The organism is Paenibacillus sp. sgz302191, from assembly GCF_057749925.1.
Map to the genome: position 1 here is coordinate 24,136 of NZ_JBYLHY010000033.1, position 17,856 is coordinate 41,991.

Below are 17,856 nucleotides of genomic sequence, written 5' to 3' on the forward strand. Positions count from 1 at the left end.
GCCCGCTCAATTGTATCCATCGGGCGCTAAGGCATTGCGACTACATTGGAAATCAAAGTTTGGCTGAGCGCAGAATCCCATACAAAAGCTTTCAGTTTGCAGCCCATGACGATATCCGGCAATTTCAGCAGCGCCTTCAAATGAGCGGTTTTCCCGGGCAAAATCGAATGGGCGAGCAAGGAATACCTCACCATCCGGTCCTGCTGATCGAACAGCGCAATGACGAGCGTTCCGCTCTGGCTGACCGAAGAATTGTTGTACACCAGCACGTCCGCTACGGTATCGGTGGATCGGGTCAGACCCGAAAGCGCATTGCCGCCGAGATCGCTCAAAATCAAACTTTTAACCGTAAAGACGCCCGCGCCCCAGTTTTTGTTATAGGTGATCCGGTACGTTTTGGAGCCGGTGTTGCCGTAATCGTCCACGCCGGAGACGACAATTTCGTTGACGCCTTCCTGCAAAACGAGCGGAACTTCGAACGGCACCGCAGCAAGCTTCGCGCTATGGCCGAGAACCGCCGTTCCGTTTAACCGGACGGTGACGGCCGCGTTGCGATTGACGCTTCCCGTTAATACGAAAGCCGAAGAAGTGACCGCATCGGGCAGCTCCGCCGAAGGCGTAAACACGACCGCAGACTTGTTATAAGTCACGGTAATCGTCTTGGCGTTGACGGCGTCTCCGAACAACTCGCTGTTGCGGGCCGAGACGACGATTGTGTTGACGCCTTCGGTCAGCTTAATGGCGGCCGAGAAATCGGCCCCGGCTTCGACATACACCGCATCGGTGACGGCGGCGCCATTGTTCGTTACCGAGAACTGCGCACGGTCCATGGCATGCGCCTTTATGGTGTAAGCGGGAATATCCACCGTCTCGCTCGCCGGGTTGCTGAACGTAAAGAGCGCTGAGCGGGTGAACTTCGCATCGGCAAAAGTCGCCGCCGTTACATAATCGATGTTGCTCGTCGATTTTGGGGCATCAACGGCCATGCCTACGTACACTTTGTCGGAAAAGCTGACCGCCGCCGAGCCGACCAACAGCCAGTTCGCCTTGTCCTTGGACTCGTATCCGTAGATCGTGTTCTGGTCGCGAACGATTTTCAGCCAGAACGGCGCTTTCAGCGATGCGCCCCTGATCAGGCTTTCTTTGTAGCTTCCCCCGTTTTCGCTGCGGTTCAGGAACGAAATTTTCCGCCCGCTCGTATCTACGCCGAAATCGCTCGTCGGATCGGTGGACAGGGCCAGTGCGACCGCCTTTGATGCAGGGTCCAGACTGTCGCGGATCATGAATCCCGCTTTCGCATCCTCGTCGATTTCGGAAGCGAAGTCGACGTTCGCGACCATTTCAAAGTTGCCCTGAACCGTCTGGTATACATATTGAAAAGCGTCCGATGACGAGCCGATTTTCCCCGATCCTTTGACCGTATAAGTCGTCCCGCTCAAGCTCGCCGCACCCGGGATGCTGACCTGGCCGATATCTTGCGTCGTCCACGGCGCCACGTTATTCGGGCCGTTCACGTAAATCACGGCGGCGGAGGACAACGTCATCACGCCGTTTGCGTCCACCGCTTTGGCGTACAAGTAATGCTGGCCTTCGGAAGCATTCGCCCATGTGAACGTGTAAGGCGCCGCCGCAGCTTCCCCGATTTTTTGATCGCCGTCATAAAAGATCACTTTGGCGATAGCCGCGCCGCCGGCAGCCGCCGATGCGCTTGCCGTAACCGGGATCGCGCTGCCGGCGGTAAAAGCCTGATGCATGACAGGGCTCACGATAGCGGCGTTCGGATTGGGCGGAGGCGTTACGACCAGCGAGTTCAAGTAAAGCTCCAGATTCGTGTACCCGCTGCTGCTTGTAAAAGCGCCGTCTGCGCTATTGTTCGGGTCCAGACCATGTGTGCTCTCCCAGGCGTCGGGAATGCCGTCGCCATCGCTATCGACGGGCGCGGGGAGCGAATTCAGCTCCGGCAGGCCGCCGTCGCTTGCGATCGTGTTGACGGTTCTGCCCGTACCGTTCTTGACTTCGTTCACGAGACGGGCATCCAGGGAGTCCCGCTTCGGTAAAGAAGCGCCCCCGCTTTGCAGCACCTTCTCGTAGGCGGCCTCTGCCGAATCCGTCGTAACCGCCCCGCCGACGGGATCTTTTGCATCGGGAATGACGATCGGTTTGTATTTGCGGGTGAACGACTGATCCGGGTTGATCGCTTTCCACGCATATTTGCCGCCGGTTGCAGGCACCCAGTTATCGGCAGTCACATCGGGCGCGCCCTCCACGTAGTTGCCGTCGATGTAAAAAGTTCCGCCGCCCCCTCCATCGCCGGCCGAAGGGTTGACGATGCGGCTTTTTACGCCGTCAAACGTATTGGGGCCCGGCTTGTAATAATTGTTGATCATATTGATCCCTGTCGCCTGCTCCCCGCCGTATGCGGAATTAAAGCCCCAGTTGTAAATCACGTTGTTGCGGTAATCGACCTTCGTAGGGTAATTGTCGGGATCTGTGGCCCGGTCAAAGCGCACGTTCCTGCTCGTATGGTTCATAATCAGGTTGTGCGTATAAGTGGCGTTCGTGCCTCCCCAGATGCCCCCGTACCCGTGCGGTCCTTTCGTATGAATCGAGTGGTTCAGGCTGTTGCTGATAAAGCTCCATTGGAGCGTAAAGTTTTTGCGGTTTTTGGCGGAAAACGCTTCGTCCGTGCTCCAGCTGAGCGAGCAGTGATCCATGATGACGTTGTCGCCCGTAATGTCCACGCTGTCGCTTAACGAATTCGTTCCGTTCCTGAACCGGATATACCGGACGATAATGTCCGTTCCGGTATCGTTATTTCCGATCTTCACCATGTAGCCGCCGATCGCGATTCCATCTCCAGGAGCGGTTTGCCCGGCGATCGTGATGTGCGATTGCGTTATCGCCAGCTCGCGCTTCAGTTGAATCGTACCGGACGTGCTGAAAACGATCGTCCTATTGCCCGCGCTGACGGCATCCCGCAGCGATCCCGGAATCGGCGCTTCGTCGGCGGCATAATCGTTCAGATTGCTGACGACGTACACGGCGCCTCCCCGGCCCCCTTTCACATACATGCCCCCGCCCTCTGCGCCCGGAAAAGCGGGAACTTTGGCCGCTTCGCGAGGATCGATTGCAAACGTTAGCGTTTTGCTGGCGGCTGCGGTTCCGGAGCTGTCCACATAGCGGTATTCGATGACGTTCGCGCCCGCTTGACCGACTGCAAATTCAGCGGTATACGCCGTCCATGGACCGCCGTTGATCCGGTACTGCACCCGGCCCGCTTCCGGCAGCCCGCCGTTCACTTCCATATAGACGGTCACCGGTTTCGTGTAAGATCCCGCCTGCCCGTCCGGCAGCGCAGGGTCGACAATCGGCGAAACGGAGCCGGACTTTTGGGGAATGGCTGCCGTTTGCGCGGGGTCCCACCCGTCGAACATGCGCGGAATCGTCAGGGCGCTCGCTTGCCCGGCCGTCATCTGCATGCCCATTTGGCGTTTCGACGGACTTGCTCCGGGGCCGGTGCTGTTGTATTCCGACAAATAATACGTGCTGAGCGGCTCGCTCATCGTCGTCCAGCCCTCGGGATGAATGTGATCCCCCATCTCCGTATTGATAAAACGAACCGTAGGCTGATCCTGCCATGTACGGCCCAAGTAATGCTTGCCTTTGGTCGTGCCGTCCTTCAGCAGGCGGGAGTTGACGAAGACGAGCCCCGGAACGTCTCCGTCGGGATTTTGCGTGGACGCCGCCGTCACATACCCGCCCGAATCGGCCGCATCAGCCGAGTTGATGCTGACCGCATCGACATGATCGAACACGGCTGCGGTAGCCGGCCCGTAAATGTAATCGGTACGGCCGATAATTTCGCAGTTGCGGTAGTACTGCCGGCCTTTTTTGGTATTGTAAGCGACCCCTGCGTACAGCGTATCCTGGTACCCGACAAAACGGACATTTTCAAAGACGACTTGATCGGAAACGACCAGCGCAGCCAGAGCACGCCCCTTGGAGGCGGCGGAACTGTTTTCAATGGTTAGATTCGCCGCGCTGAATTGGTTGGCCGGGCTCGCGCTGCTCCCGACAGAGACGGTTGCCGTTTCCAGCGGCTGCAATTTGACGCCCGGATTCGCCGGATTGACGGTCGTTTCGTTGTCGTCGTATACGATTTTCGTTTGATCCATGCCTGCACCTACGAGACTGACATAAGGGACCGTGATCGAAAGCTTCTCATGATAAACGCCCGCTTTAATATAAATCACTTTACGGCTCGCATTCGCGGCGGGAATGGAGGCAATCGCTTCCTTGATATTGGCAAAATCGCCGCTGCCGTCCTGAGCCACCGTAATGACCGGAGCGGGCACCGCGATAAGCGCTTCCGCGTTCGGGCTTTCGCCGCCGGCGTTCGCAGCGGAGACGACATAGTAATACGCGTTCCCGTTAACGACCGTCGTATCGGTAAAAGACGTGGAAGCCAGCGCGCTTCCTACCGTCGTATACGGCCCCCCGCTCGCAGAGCTTCTTTTGACCGTGTAGGAGGCCGCCCCTGCCGACGCCGACCACGTCAAATCGACGCTGCCGTCGCGGGCCGTGGCCGCAAAATCGGCGGGAACCGGCGGTGCGCCGGCAATCGGCGCATACGGAACGGCTTTCGCCTGATTGGAGATCATGCTTTCGGCGGCCGAATTGACAGCGGTCACCACATAATAATACGCCGTGCCGTTCACGGCGGAAGTGTCGGTATAAGCCGTACCCGTTACGCCCGCGGCTACCGTCGTATCGTAAGGCCCGCCGTTTACCGTACTGCGCTTGAGCTTGTAGGAGACAGCTCCCGTTACCGTGTTCCACGTCAGGACTACCTGATTATTGCCGGGGGCGGCCGTCAATTGCGCAGGGCTTCCCAGCACCGAAGCCGCATCTGCGGCGGCAGCCATGACGGGAAACAGCCAGGCATTCATCAATAACAACATGCAAATTGTTATTTGAATCGCTTTCTTCATTTTGCAACCTCCTTTTCCGCAATCACTGCAAAACAAATTCGTCCGACAGCGGCTTCATGCCGTTCAGGCTGTCCCAAATAAACGCTTTTACATAACAGCCGCTCACCTGGGCAGGCAGCGTGAAACCGGCGCTTAACGTTTTGGTTTCTCCCGGTTCGAAATCGGCGGCGGCGCTTGAATAATCAAGCATCGTGCGGTTCCCGTCGTAGAGCACGAACCACAGCGTAATTTGCTTGGCGGACGCCGTCGTGTTGGTGACCTGTCTTTGGGCAAAAATGTTCGCGGCAGCCGCTATCGAGTCATGGCGGTTTCCGCCGAAATCGTAAGCCGCAGCCTGCCCGGCCCAAAATTCATAGCGGACCAAATAATTGGCGGACGCCGTATTTCCAGCGATATCGACGGACGAAACTTCGATGGAATTGCTTCCTTCCGCCAGCGTCAGCGGATAAGCAAACGGTTCGTACACCGCTTTGGCTACGGAACCGACGATTGTTGCCCCGTTCAGTTTTACCGTCAAATTCGCCGCCTTGCTTAATGAGCCTTGCAGCGTATATACGGCATCCTTGACCGCGGCCGGCAGTGCGGCGATGCGGATTTCCGGCGGAACGTTATCGTAGTGGATCGTCACGGCCGCTTTATCGACGAATGCGGAATCGCTGCGCATCGCGTACATTTCAATGAGATTGGCTCCGGGCAGCAAATTCAAGTCGATTTTAAACCGGTTGTCCGCCAGCTGGCCGCTGTATACGGGAACCGGATTCTGATTTTGATACACGTTCAATATGACGCTGCTCGCATACACATTCTCGGCTACGGATCCCGTCACCGAATATAAAGGCGAGGGCACCCATTCCTGTACGGGATCGATCGTCAAGCCGGTCGGAATTCTTTGCGCCATGACAAAGTAACCGGCGTTTTTGCCCGCTTTGTAGTCATTGTAGTTGTTGTACCCGAGCGTCACTTTATCGCCGGAGGCGAAATCTTTTTTGTAGACTTTGAACGAATAGGCCGTTGCCTTGTCGCCCATTTTGATCGTATCTCCGGTAGCGGTCCAATCGGACAGCCATGAAGGCGGCGGCGTTTCCTGCTCGTCGACGGCCACGTAGACGGATGCGCGGTCCCGCACCTGGAATTGGGTGATTTGCGGCTGCACGGCGCCTTCGGCGGTAAGCGGATAAATCATCGTATCGGCCTGCGAAGTTCTCAGCCAATCCATACCCGCGTATTTGGCGGGAATGTCCGTAAACAGAATCGTTTTATCGGCAAACACCAGATCGCCCGCGTTTAAACCGGAATTGACCGACCACTGGTACGCGTTATAGTTGGCAAAAGCGGTAACGCCGCCAAACACGCTCGCATCCGGCGCATCGATCGGCGTCGTCGTATTGGGAGTCACTTCGACCTCCGCGGAATCACTTTCATAATCTTGCGGGACACCTGAAGTATACAAGCCCGCTTCATCCCGGATCGCTACGGATAAACCGAGAATGTACGTTTTGCCGTTTGTGAGCGCTACGGATTTGTTTTGCGCCGGATCGTAGTAGGAGCTGATGTCGGAAGCGGGAACGATATTCGTTTTGTTCGCCAAATCTTTGTAATTGACCGTCGCGGATTGCATAAGCCACGCGCTCTGACCTTTTTCCCTGATCCGCATCCGGTATTTGGTCGCATAGACGTACGATTTGGACCACCAGGCAATCTTCGCGTTGCGCCCGGTGACACTGACGATTTCCGGCGGTGCGGGTTTCGGGTTAAAAAGGGTGCGGGTCACTTTAACGCCGCGAATGTAAAGATCGCCGTTTTCCTGCGGCGTGGCGATGACCAGCTTTTTAAGGTCGTACTTGGTTACGTTGTTGAGTTTTTGCCGCGCCCAGTACAGCGTCCCGTCCAAATAAATGTCGTATTTCTGGTTAATCGTATTAAAATCGACCCGCAGCGTATGCCATTGGTTCAGCGTGTAAGATGCGAGAGAGCTTGAGGGCGCCGTCGTCGCATAATACACGATGCCGTCCTTCGACTTATCCGCGCCGACGCCGATCAAATTGATCGTCCCGGTGGACGGAACGAATTGCAGGATGCGGTCCTTTTGCTTGGCCGTTCCGTACTGCATGAAGGTCAGCTCCGTCGAAATCGTTCCGGTCTGCGGCTCGCTGAACGATTTGCTGATCTGAAATTCGTTGTTGAGCGCGGAAGCGAGACCCGACACCGTAAGGTGCAGCGCGTTCGCTTCGGGCGTCACCGGATCGGCTTCAATGACCGCCGTCGCCGTGCCCGCCGTGTAAGAGGAATAATCGAAGCCGAGCTGGGAAGCCGTCTGCCCTATAACCGCTTGCGAAAAATCTTTGTTAAAAATCGTGACCGGCTCGTAGGCGCTGTTCGTCACAGAGGACGAGCCGCTTGCCGCCGCAGAGGCCGATGCGCCCCATGCCCCGCCCCCGCAGACCGCCTGGAACGTCTGGAGCAAAAGCAGGAAGCATAACATACGCGAAATCAGACTACGCACAATGAATGACACCTCCATGGATTAGATCGTTTGAAAGCGGTTTGAATCCGGCAGAGCAAATGATTTGAAAACCGGCAGAGCAAACAGCTTGAAACCGCTTTCGTTTTATTCGTTGCCGATTTGCCCGGTTCAGCGGGAAAAAGCCCCGCCGATGGCGGGTCTCCACCGGCGGGCCGGTTATCCAAGCATAGGCCTAAAGCTGTGACGAGCCGTACAAGTCTTAAACGGACCAGTTCGTTAGCGCCGGGAACCTGCGGACTATAACGCAGACTAACCGATCGTCTTGTATGAATCGGCAAGCCTCCCTTCTTCCGCAAGCCAGCGATCCGCATCCGGGAGGTCGAAATGCCGCAGCATTCCCGGCATTATAAAGCTTAGGGAATCGTGCTCATCGTAAAACGGCTCCCTGATCCAATCGGCGATGCTGCTCATGCGATTATCCGTGCCGACGCTCCGGACGCACGGTTCCAGCAAAGCGGCGAGTTCCGCGTAGATGCCGTACCGACCGCCGCCGAACAGTCTGATGTCGTTCGGATCGACGTTTTTCATGCCGGACGCCAGTTCGATCGCTCTCCATACGTCGTAAGTCCGGACAGCGGCCATGCTGTCGCCCAGCCACATCAGCTCGTCGCTGTACCGGTCCATCATGCCGAAGCGTTTGAAGGGGCGCTCCTCGGGCGAATTCAGGTACGGCAGCAGCGAGCCGATTCCCGTCGGGTTGAGCACCATCGCGATCCGGCCGGAAGCGCAGGTCGCTTCAATCCACTCGGCATGAGCTTCCAACTGCTTCGTTCCGCCTTCCCATACGGCAATCGTAATCGGAAGCCTGCGGCCGGCAAGCTTGGCGTCGAAAAATTGCAGCGCATTGTTCAGCAGCCCGCGCTGGCTCCACCATACCGCCCGAAGCGCCCACAGCCCTCCTGTTTCTCCGCCCCCGGAAAGACGCAGATTCAGGTCGCAGGGCTGTCTGTTGAACAAGACGGTTTGGCGCAGCCAATCCAAAGCCTGCCGCTTCCGCCGGTCATCCGGCAAAGCCCGGCGCGCCTGCTCCAGCTCCGCAAGCCGCCCGGAATTTTCGGCGTGGACGTTTTTGGCATGCGCGTAATCGCCGGCGACCTGGCCGCTCTGTGTGCACAGGAGCTGCTCGGCCGGCAGCAGCCGGATGGCTTCGTCCGGGGGAACGGCCGCGCGCCCCAGCAGATGCCCGGAAAAAAAACCGGCCGCCGCACGCACAAGCGGGACCGTAAAGCGGTGGACATTTTCATCCTCGAAAATGTCCAGCTGCCCGCCTTTGCCGTGCATGTCCCAAAACCTCCGGTTGACTGCGACGGTATGGCGCGGACCCTCGATCGGCACGGAATCGTAAGTTGTCGCCAGGACGAGCACCGGACGGGGAGCCATCGCCAGCACGATGTCCTCGTGGTCGAAGCCGAGCGCCGAGAAACCCAGCCATTTTTGCTCGGCGTCCTGCGCTTTGCCGGTCAGCAAAAAATACGGCCTGTTCATAATAAAGCCTCCGGGAGCGGCAGCGGCAATGCGCTCGTCGTACATCATCAGCAGCGCGGTTTGCGTGCCTCCGCCGGAATGGCCGGTTACCCCGATCCGCGCCGGATCGACCTCCGCCCGCGCGCACAAATAATCGATCGCACGCACGGCATCGTGCAGCATATAGCGCGCCAGGCTGTCGCCGATCGGCATGCACTGCCGCCCGACGTTTTCATGCTCCGTCACGCTCGTCATCGGAGCCTGACCCGTGCCCGGATCATAGTAGCCGAACCGTTCGCCCTGTCCGATCGGGTCGAGCGCCATGACGATCAGGCCGGCATGCACCAGATAGTGGCACACGGTCTGGTATTCGTCGCAATGCTTCGCCTGCTCGCGGTGCCCGCACAGCAGCAGTACCGCAGCGCCCGGCTCCGTCAGGCCGTCCGGTATGTACAGATTGGCCGTCGCATATACGCTTGGCCGCGGTTCGAAAATCACTTTCTCGACGCGGAATCCGTTACCTTCAGCCACGCCGGTGATGACCGGCCTAAGCGGGGTATCCGAAGGCGGCATGCCGCCCAGGCAGCGTGCCAGCCCTTCGCGGATTTCCCGCTGGCGCCGCTTCAGGCCATCCCTGTCCTTGATTGCTGCGCGTGCCTTATCCCCCATCGCAGCCGCCCGCATGGCGGATTCGTAAATCCACCTCGGCAGCTGGCTTTTTACATCAAAGTGGGCGATTTGCACGTTCTCAAAGTTCTCAAACACCGTTAGATATTCCCCTTTCCGACAGTTGGGCCGTGTTCGGCGCGACCAGCAGATCGGACAGGCGGACAGGCATGTTCGCGTGCGCCGACTTCCAAACCGCTTCTCCGGTCAGCACGGCAAGAGCCCCCGCTTCCGCCCCTGCCATAATCTCGTACGATCGGAGCGGATCCGGATCGAGAAACAAATCTTCCAAAATGAGGGGATCCCCTCCCCCATGCCCTCCGGCCCGCGGTACGACGCGGATCGTTTCTTTGCCGCCGAACAGCGGAAAATATTCGATCGTTTGCTCGGCTTCATGGTGAGAAGCCCGGCCCGACATCACTTCCTTCGTTTCGATTCGGCCCTTCGTCCCGTTAATCGCCAGTCTGTAACCTTCATAAGGCAGCGAAAAATTGACGGAATAGCTCAACATTGCGCCCTTGTCGTATTTGATGACGGCGGCGTACGTGTCTTCAATATCGATCTCGGAGTCGAAAATGCAGCCGTCCGCCCGATACCCGGAGGCACCTCCCGGGACGGCGTCCATGCCCGTCAAATGATCGTCGGGCGGCACGGTCTCCTTGCTGCGCGATGACCAGCGCATGAAATAGGCGCAATGCGCCTTGACCCGGCACGTGCCGCAGTACCGGCCGTCTTCCTTGGCGGGGTTGAGCTCGCCGGAGGGGCCGAAATAATGGAGCGCCCCGTAGGCAAACGCTTCCACCGGATTTTGCCCGATCCACCAATTGACCAGATCGAAGTGGTGGGTGCTCTTGTGCACGGACAGCCCTCCGGAGCTGCTTCGCTTCCGGTTCCACCTTTTGAAATAACTCGCACCGTGATAGGTGTCCAGATACCAGTTCAAATCTACCGAAGTGACTCTGCCGACTTTGCCCTCCAAAATCAATTCCTTGATTCTCGTATGGATCGGCGCGTACCGGTAATTGAAAGCTACCCGCAGCTTCCCCCTGCTTGCGGCCTGCGCGTCCAGCACCCGCTTGCAGTCCTCCCCCGTGGTCACCATCGGCTTTTCCGAAATGACGTTGAGATGATGCTCCAGCCCTTTGACGATATAGTCCGCGTGCGTATAGTCCACACCCGCAACAATGATCGCGTCGGGCTTCGTTTCCCTGATCATCGCGGCGAATTGATCGGGAGCATAGACAGGAGTCCCCGACAGCGCCGGAAACTTTTTGAAGCAGTTCGCAAAACGGCCGGGATCGGCATCGAGCAATCCGACAATCTCGCAGTGCTGATGGAACGTCTCCAGCATGGGCTTGATAAACATGCCGTTGGCTCTGGTGCTGACGCCGCAAATCGCGTATCTTTTTTTCGCCAAGTCGTTGTCCCTCCTAGGATTCTACCGTTAAGTATACAAAGAAACGGATTCGCAGCCAGTAGTTAATCCGACCGTCATTATAGGTCAATCCTGTCGACGACCGGACTGTCCGCACACCGGAAAAACCCGCCTGCGCTACGCAAACCGAACACCGGCATCGTGCGGTTGGCCTTTGACTCGCCTACGGAGCCGGCCGATCAGCAGCATCGTCCATTCGACTCGCCGCTGGAGTTAGCTCCTCTCTCTGGCAGTTCCGCAGAAAACCTGCAAAAGTGCATCTTTTTGGACCGCTGATGCCCTTGCAGGGAAATATTCCTGCAAATGTCAGGCTGTTGAGAAACCCCCTTTTTTCCTGGATGCTCAAAAAAAGCACCAAAAGCATGAGCCAAATACCCCTCTCAGATCGTTTTAAATCAATTTTTTCTCTTCAAGATGAATGCCCCCACATAAAAATTGATCTGAGAGGAAACCCGTTAGACTTTCTCAACAGCCTGAAATGTGCAGGCTTTTCTGCCTGAACCCGGGGTTCGGCCTCTTTTGGCCGCTGGCGCTATAAAAGCCTGCACTTTCGCAGGCTTTCGCGGCTAACCGGGCCGCTCGACGAACGGCTACATCGTTTTCAACACTGTGAAAACGGCATCGTCCGTTCGACTCCCCACTGGAGTTGGCTCCTCTCCTGGCAGTTCCGCAGAAAACCTGCAAAAGTGCATCTTTTTGCTCACTTGATGCCCTTACAGGGAAATATGCCTGCAAATGTGCAGGCTTTTCTGCCTAAACCCGGGGTTCGGCCCCTTTTGGCCGGAAATTCCTGCACTTTTGCAGGCTTTCGCGGCTAGCCGGCCTGCTCGACGAACGGCTGCATCGTTTTCAGCACTGTGAAAACGGCATCGTCCGTTCGGCTCCCGGCTAGAGTAGCTCCTCTCTCTGGCAGTTCCGCAGAAAACCTGCAAAAGTGCATCTTTTGAGACCGCTGATGCCCTTGCAGCGAGATATTCCTGCAAATGTGCAGGCTTTGCCGCCTAAACCCGGGGTTCGGCCCCTTTTGGCCGGGAATTCCTGCACTTTTGCAGGCTTTCCCGTCTATTCGGCCGCTGGCGCTGTAAAAGCCTGCACTTTCGCAGGCTTTCGCGGCTAGCCGGGCCGCTCGACGAACGGCTACCTGCGATTGTTGGAATTCCAGGAATCTGCCATGTGGTGGCTGCACGGTGGGAGCTCTCGGCGCGCGAGCCATGTGGAGACTGCGTGGTGGGGATCTCTGCTGTTTTACCGTCTATGGGAGGGAGCTAAAGCTCCATATAAAAGGCAAAAAAAAGCCCCCAATCCAATTGACATGGACGGAGACAACGATTAAAATATTTATTAATAAATCAATTAAATATTATATCACAAAACAAACAAAAAGTCAACTATTTTTTTGTTTTGATTTTTTAAATTTTTTTCAACAAAAAAATTTAATCCAGAGGGAGAGCGATAACCGCATGTATTTGTCTCGCATTTTCAACTCCTTGAACGTGTCTATGCAGGAACAGCATATGGCCGAATTGCTGGAATTGAATGAGAAGACCAAGGATTTTGGCCTGGTTCTGACTCCGCAGGACGTTGAACTGATGTTGGCGGCGAGAAACCAGGTCCTGTACGGCTGCGGGCGGGTGGAATTGAGCATCGAAGTGACGAAGGAGCTTATCGAGGTATTCTCGGCGTCTTCGTTCATCCGGCAGGAGAACTATGCGGATACCCTGAATGAGCTGCATGAGATTTTTTATTATTTGAAAAATGAAACCGAAGACAGAATCAGCGATATGAAGCTCATCCATAAGATGAAGGAAGTGTTCGAAGAGGATTGCGAGGGCTCCTTGGACTTGTTGAAAGGCAGACTCGAAGAGTATGCCGAGGAGTTCCGAAGGGAATTGCAGAAGAACGAGTCTTTACTTGAAGGAGAAGATGACTGTTGGGATCTGAACATTTAAACGGTAGGCGCGAGTTGACAGTCCAGGGCAGTATTCGCAAATCTCGGCTGCAGCGAAACCAATATACGATCTCTTTAATGAACGAAGGCTTGCGGGCAGGGCTGCTGACGAGTCAGGAAATAATGCGCATTCAGCAGGCATTGATGCAAGTCCTGCAGGAGCTGATCGGGAAATACACCCTAGGCGAAAGCACTTCGGTTACCACAGAAACAGCCGAAAGCATCCTGACCTCCATCATGTATGCGGCAGACGCGTATCTGTTCAGCTTCGAGGAGCCGGAAAAGGCGATCACGCATCTCAAAACGATTGAAGTTCGCCAAATCTATGAAAGAGGCGTGGGAAAGGTCAGTCAATGTTTTGAAGAGACTAAACTGTTATATAAGGAAATCGCTGCTAATAAGCTGAAGGTTCCAATCGATGCCTATAACATGACTATCGACGAATCCCTGCCTATCTTTCTCAGGAAATACGGCATTATCTTCGATGCCCACAATACGATGGCCAGCATCGATTATCCGCTTGCTGTCGATGACACACGGCTTCAGGGCGTTTTCTATATCAAGCAGTACCTGGAACGGTTGAAGATGGAGACCGGGTTTTGCGCTATGTTCGATCAGCAGGAGCTGTCGGATTTGTTGGTCCGCTACGGCAGGGAATGCAGATTTGACTACCGAATCGAGTTGTTCAATATGTTTGAGCTCGTGCTGAACAATGCGATATTCTCGGTTGTATCAGGGGGAGGCGCCGATCATATCCGTATTTCCGAGAGTCAATACGGTCGGTTAGAACAGCAATTCATGAGCCTCACTGAACTGCAAATTCGCTCCGCCATCTCCGATGCGATGGGAAAGCTTCAGCAGCAATTGCCGATTCATTCGCAACTGAAAGCGTATATGGACGGGTGCATGGAAAACCTCGTTCAGCGAGTGGCGAATGCCGCAAAGCACAACAGCTTGCGGACTTTCATTATTACGGAAAGGGAGGCGGGAGCGAAGTCCATTGTCATTTCCTTCAACGAAGAGGACAGAATGAGCGATGTCCGATTAAGAAGGCTGCTGCATGAGATTATGGCATGCGAGAGGAAGGAGGACAAAGTCAAGCTGATCTTATCAAGCTTTCACTCGTTCCATGACTACCTCGATATGCTGGAGTCGGATTGCTTGTACGGCGATGAGTATGATGCCCTTTTCCACGCGTTTGGCGATATGGAGCTGGCTATTCTGGCAAAAATCGTTTTCTATGAAGAGCTGCGAAGCGAGTCTCTTGGTTTGCCGTCCATACTGTTATTGGAGCATGAGTATCCGATGGAGTGGCAAATGCAATTTGTCCGGTGTCTGCAGGGGATGAGCCGGGAGCGGCTGCAAGCCGTCGAAAAGTATATCAATGAGATCGACTATGAACAAATGAAATTCCATTGATCGGTAAAATACGCCCCTGCCATGAAGTCCGGCAGGGGCGTCGCTATGTTTAAGACGGCTTGATCGTGATCGTATATTTGTTCAGTATCGATCCTACCGAAAGATACAGCGTAAACGAAGATACCGTTCTCTTCGAAGGGCTCTTCTGATTGTAAGTCACGATAAAGGTTGCAGGATCGATCGAGATTTCATCCTGCTGAGCGGCTATAGTCGTCGTATACACGATATCGGTAATGAACGCCTGAAAGCCGATCAGGTTGTTGAGCACCGTAATCTGATCCGCGTTGGCGTTGCTGGTAATGTTCCCGTAACTCGTCTTGAGCTGTATTTCGGTGAGCAGCGAGTTCCATACCGGCTTGCCGTTGATGACAGTGTTGAACGCGACGGTGCCGCCCTTGGTGCCGAACTGCGAAAATGCCGCCCCGTTAAACACGTCGACAACGCTGTTTTTCACGATGGCATCGGTCGTCGCGATGCCGCCGAGCGGCGTGTCGTACACGACCTTCAAGTTCGCTGTTCCCGCTTCGAGGCCGATAATTTTGCCGACGGTTTTGGAGTTGATGCCGGTGGCGACGGCCCGCGGGTTGTCGGAAATGACCGCCCGGATCGGCAGGTTTTGGATGACGTCCGTACCTGTGCTGTCTTTGCCGTTGACCGTAACCGTCTGCTGAAACGCCGATCCGTAGTAGTTGAACGCATAGGTCGCATTCAACACGCTGGAAGTAATGCCCAAATCGTTGAGCGTTTTGCCTGTAGCCAAAAGAGGGCCGCTGCCGCTCGGCGCAGCATAATAAGTCAGGTTCGCGTCCGCTATGTTCTTGACGTCGGCCGTAGCCGAATCGGAGCTCAATATTTGTAAAATATCTCCACCACTGTCAACCTGAACGAGCGAAGCGGTCAATTTGTAGCTGCCCGTCAGCATCGTGGAAGGGATGAAGTACAGAGCGGGATTCGTCCCGTTCGTCGTCATCGTATTAATTTCCCGCAAAACCGTCGGGTTCGCATCGGTAACGAGCGCAGGATATGTCGAGCCGCTCTTATAGGAGACGCTGGCGACCGCTCCCGTGGTGCCGCTTATTTTTTCCAGCTTCAACTGCACTTTGTAGTTGGCGCGGTTCGTCGTGTATTCGGTGCCGGTTTGATCGTAAATGATGAACTGCGCCTTGGGCATCGTCGTCCCGGTGCTCGAAAACGCGGTGCCTAATCCGTTCAGCGCCAAAAGATTTTGCACGACGTTGTTCGTGTCCAGCTTGATCGTGTCCGGCCGGCGGGCAGCCAGGACGTTGACGGGATACGAAATCGTCTGATCGACGCCTTTCAGCCGGACATTGATCGCGCCGGGACCTTCGGCCGTCACCGAGCTGACGACGATGAGCCCGTCGGAATTGATGGCAGGGCTGGCGAGCGTGAGTCCTCCCGTCGGATAGAGCGAAATTTTGCCGGTTCTCTCGAGATAGACGATTTCGGTCGTCGATAAACTGTTGTTCAGCGAATCCGTGACGGATAAACTAACCGTTTGATTCGTATCGCCGACAGTCAGCGCGGTCGTTAAAGGCCCGATTTTCACGAACGTAGGCGCTTTTGGCGTTTTCACCATAACTTTCGTTGATATTTGCTTATTGGCGTAGGTCAGGTTGACCGTTACTTCCTTGTCGCTGTCCAGATCCTGGTATGCGACCAACTGCATTTCCGGGTAGCCGTCGTTGTCAAAATCGATGAAATCGTTGGGCCCATCCATTCTGAACACATTTCCGAGCGCCCCGGTAAAAGATTTCCCGATGCCGATGTTCAAATACTGCGGATCGACGAGCCGGTTGCCGTACTGGTCAAAGGCTTTGAAAACGAGATACGCTTTGTCGCCGGCCGTGAACGAAAGCTGCCCGACGGGCATTTTCAAATTGCTTGACGGATCGCCCAGCTCGACTTTCTTGATCTGAGGCGTATCGCCGACAGTAAACGTTTTGTTCGCGGAAACGAATCCGGTCTTTTCAAACAAGTAGACAAAAACGGAAGCGTTCGGATTTTCATTGCTCAAATCGAGGCCGATGGTGTTGCTGCCCGTATATAGGGTCGCTGAAACATTTTTTTGCGCTGTCGCCTTAACACTCAAATTGCTTGCCAGCAGCGGCATCGTTTCGCCGTATTGGTTGTACGCTTTGTACTCGATGATCGTTTTCGCTCTGGGCAGCTTCTCGGTCGCGGTGACGAGCTCCAGTTTGGTCAGCCGTTCGTTCTCCGGCTTGAATGTCATCGTGCCGTTCGCAACATCTACTCCGGACAAAGCGATATGGTAGGTACCGGTCGTGAAGGCGTCGTCCATATCGAGCGTTGCGGTCGTATTGTCATCCGACCAATTGACGCCGCCTGTAAATACTTGCGGCTTGTTGTCGGAGTTCAGGAAGCCGTCTTTCGTAACGGTCAAAACCGCTTTGTCGATATCCACGTCGCGATTCAGCTTCACGGACAATTTGCTTCTGCCGATCGCTTTCAGCTCGGCAATGGAAGCTTTGGCCGGCTTCGCCGTCGTTACATGAAGCTGCAGCGCCGCATAAGAGGCTAGAGCCAGCGTTTTCCGGGTAACGGCGTCCCGGCCGCCGATCCTGCCGTTTTGTCTGATCAATAGCTTTTGCTTGATCGCGAAAGCGGCATAGCTCTTGTACGCATCGTCTACCGTGTCGTCCTTGAGGGCGGCGGTGCTTTTGGCCTTGTCATCCAGGCCGAGCCCTTTGATGAGCAGCACCGCGAGCTCCTGGCGCGACACGATCCCGGCCGGATTGAAGATGCCGTCCGCGTCCGGCGCGAGACCCGCATTTCTCAAAGCTTCGATATAAGGACGCGCCGGGTCATTGTAATTGACGTCTTTGAAAAACGACGCCGTGCCCGCTCTGTCAATGCTCAAGCCGAGCACGATTGCGGCGGCTTTTGCCATTTGCGCGCGGGTAATCCTGTCATCCGCGCCGAATACGTCGGCCGATGCCGCATCGAGCGCGTTCAGCCCCAGCAAGGCGGCGATTTTTTTTCTGTCGTCCGCCTTAAAGCTTTTCAAATCGCTGAATTGATCGGCCAAATACGTTACCGAAGTTACCGATGATTCCTCGGAAGACGACGATTCTTCTTTCGTCTGCGTTGGTTGCGAAGCGGCTTCTTCCGCATTGGCGAAAGGGGCTATGCAGCAGCACAGCATCGCAAACAATACTAGCAGCGTTATTTTTTTGTTCATTCGATGCACCTCCCGATCCATAAGTGTTTACCAAAAAATAAAACGCTTCCATTTTTTTTGGAACATTTCTTTTTCTCTAGTCGCTTCAGTCCGCCCTCTCTAATAATGTGCCTTTCATAGATTAACTTTATTACAAAAAAGCGAACGCATCATAGGGTGGTTTATGCATCTTTATAGGTTGTTTAATTC

Annotated in this window: 7 protein-coding genes; 2 read left to right on the forward strand and 5 right to left on the reverse strand. The window is 55.3% G+C overall.

Features of this window, described 5'->3' with window-relative positions; translation table 11 throughout:
* Positions 1-26 precede the first annotated feature (26 nt).
* The 4 genes from AC3G2T_RS32240 to AC3G2T_RS32255 all read right to left on the reverse strand — a co-directional run bounded on the left by AC3G2T_RS32240 (position 27) and on the right by AC3G2T_RS32255 (position 11,062).
* The gene (locus AC3G2T_RS32240; protein ID WP_488438060.1) at positions 27-4,991 is read right to left on the reverse strand and encodes a pectinesterase family protein; all 4,965 of its coding nucleotides are present in this window, start codon (positions 4,989-4,991) and stop codon (positions 27-29) included.
* A gap of 22 nt (positions 4,992-5,013) precedes the next feature.
* On the reverse strand, positions 5,014-7,494 hold the full coding sequence (locus AC3G2T_RS32245; protein WP_488438061.1) for a hypothetical protein: 2,481 nt from the start codon (positions 7,492-7,494) through the stop codon (positions 5,014-5,016).
* A 270-nt stretch (positions 7,495-7,764) separates the two neighbouring features.
* Complete coding sequence (locus AC3G2T_RS32250) at positions 7,765-9,744, reverse strand: alpha/beta hydrolase family protein (RefSeq protein WP_488438062.1); 1,980 nt, start codon at positions 9,742-9,744, stop codon at positions 7,765-7,767.
* Entirely contained in the window at positions 9,737-11,062 is a 1,326-nt protein-coding gene (locus AC3G2T_RS32255) for a Gfo/Idh/MocA family protein (protein ID WP_488438063.1), read from the reverse strand. The genes AC3G2T_RS32250 and AC3G2T_RS32255 overlap by 8 nt, the downstream gene beginning before the upstream one ends.
* 1,478 nt (positions 11,063-12,540) lie before the next feature.
* Between AC3G2T_RS32255 and AC3G2T_RS32260 the strand changes: the two genes are divergently transcribed.
* Positions 12,541-13,029, forward strand: a complete 489-nt coding sequence (locus tag AC3G2T_RS32260; RefSeq protein WP_488438064.1) for a DUF6323 family protein — start codon at positions 12,541-12,543, stop codon at positions 13,027-13,029.
* Entirely contained in the window at positions 13,011-14,447 is a 1,437-nt protein-coding gene (locus AC3G2T_RS32265; RefSeq protein ID WP_488438065.1) for a DUF6179 domain-containing protein, read from the forward strand. The genes AC3G2T_RS32260 and AC3G2T_RS32265 overlap by 19 nt, the downstream gene beginning before the upstream one ends.
* A gap of 49 nt (positions 14,448-14,496) precedes the next feature.
* Here the strand turns inward: AC3G2T_RS32265 and AC3G2T_RS32270 are convergent, their stop codons facing one another.
* Positions 14,497-17,667, reverse strand: a complete 3,171-nt coding sequence (locus AC3G2T_RS32270; protein ID WP_488438066.1) for an autotransporter outer membrane beta-barrel domain-containing protein — start codon at positions 17,665-17,667, stop codon at positions 14,497-14,499.
* Positions 17,668-17,856: the final 189 nt, after the last annotated feature.

Excerpts from the sequence above, each read along its gene's own strand:
- AC3G2T_RS32260 (WP_488438064.1), top strand. The coding sequence starts at position 12,541 with ATGTATTTGTCTCGCATTTTCAACTCCTTGAACGTGTCTATGCAGGAA.
- AC3G2T_RS32270 (WP_488438066.1), bottom strand. The coding sequence starts at position 17,667 with ATGAACAAAAAAATAACGCTGCTAGTATTGTTTGCGATGCTGTGCTGC.
- AC3G2T_RS32240 (WP_488438060.1), bottom strand. The coding sequence starts at position 4,991 with ATGAAGAAAGCGATTCAAATAACAATTTGCATGTTGTTATTGATGAAT.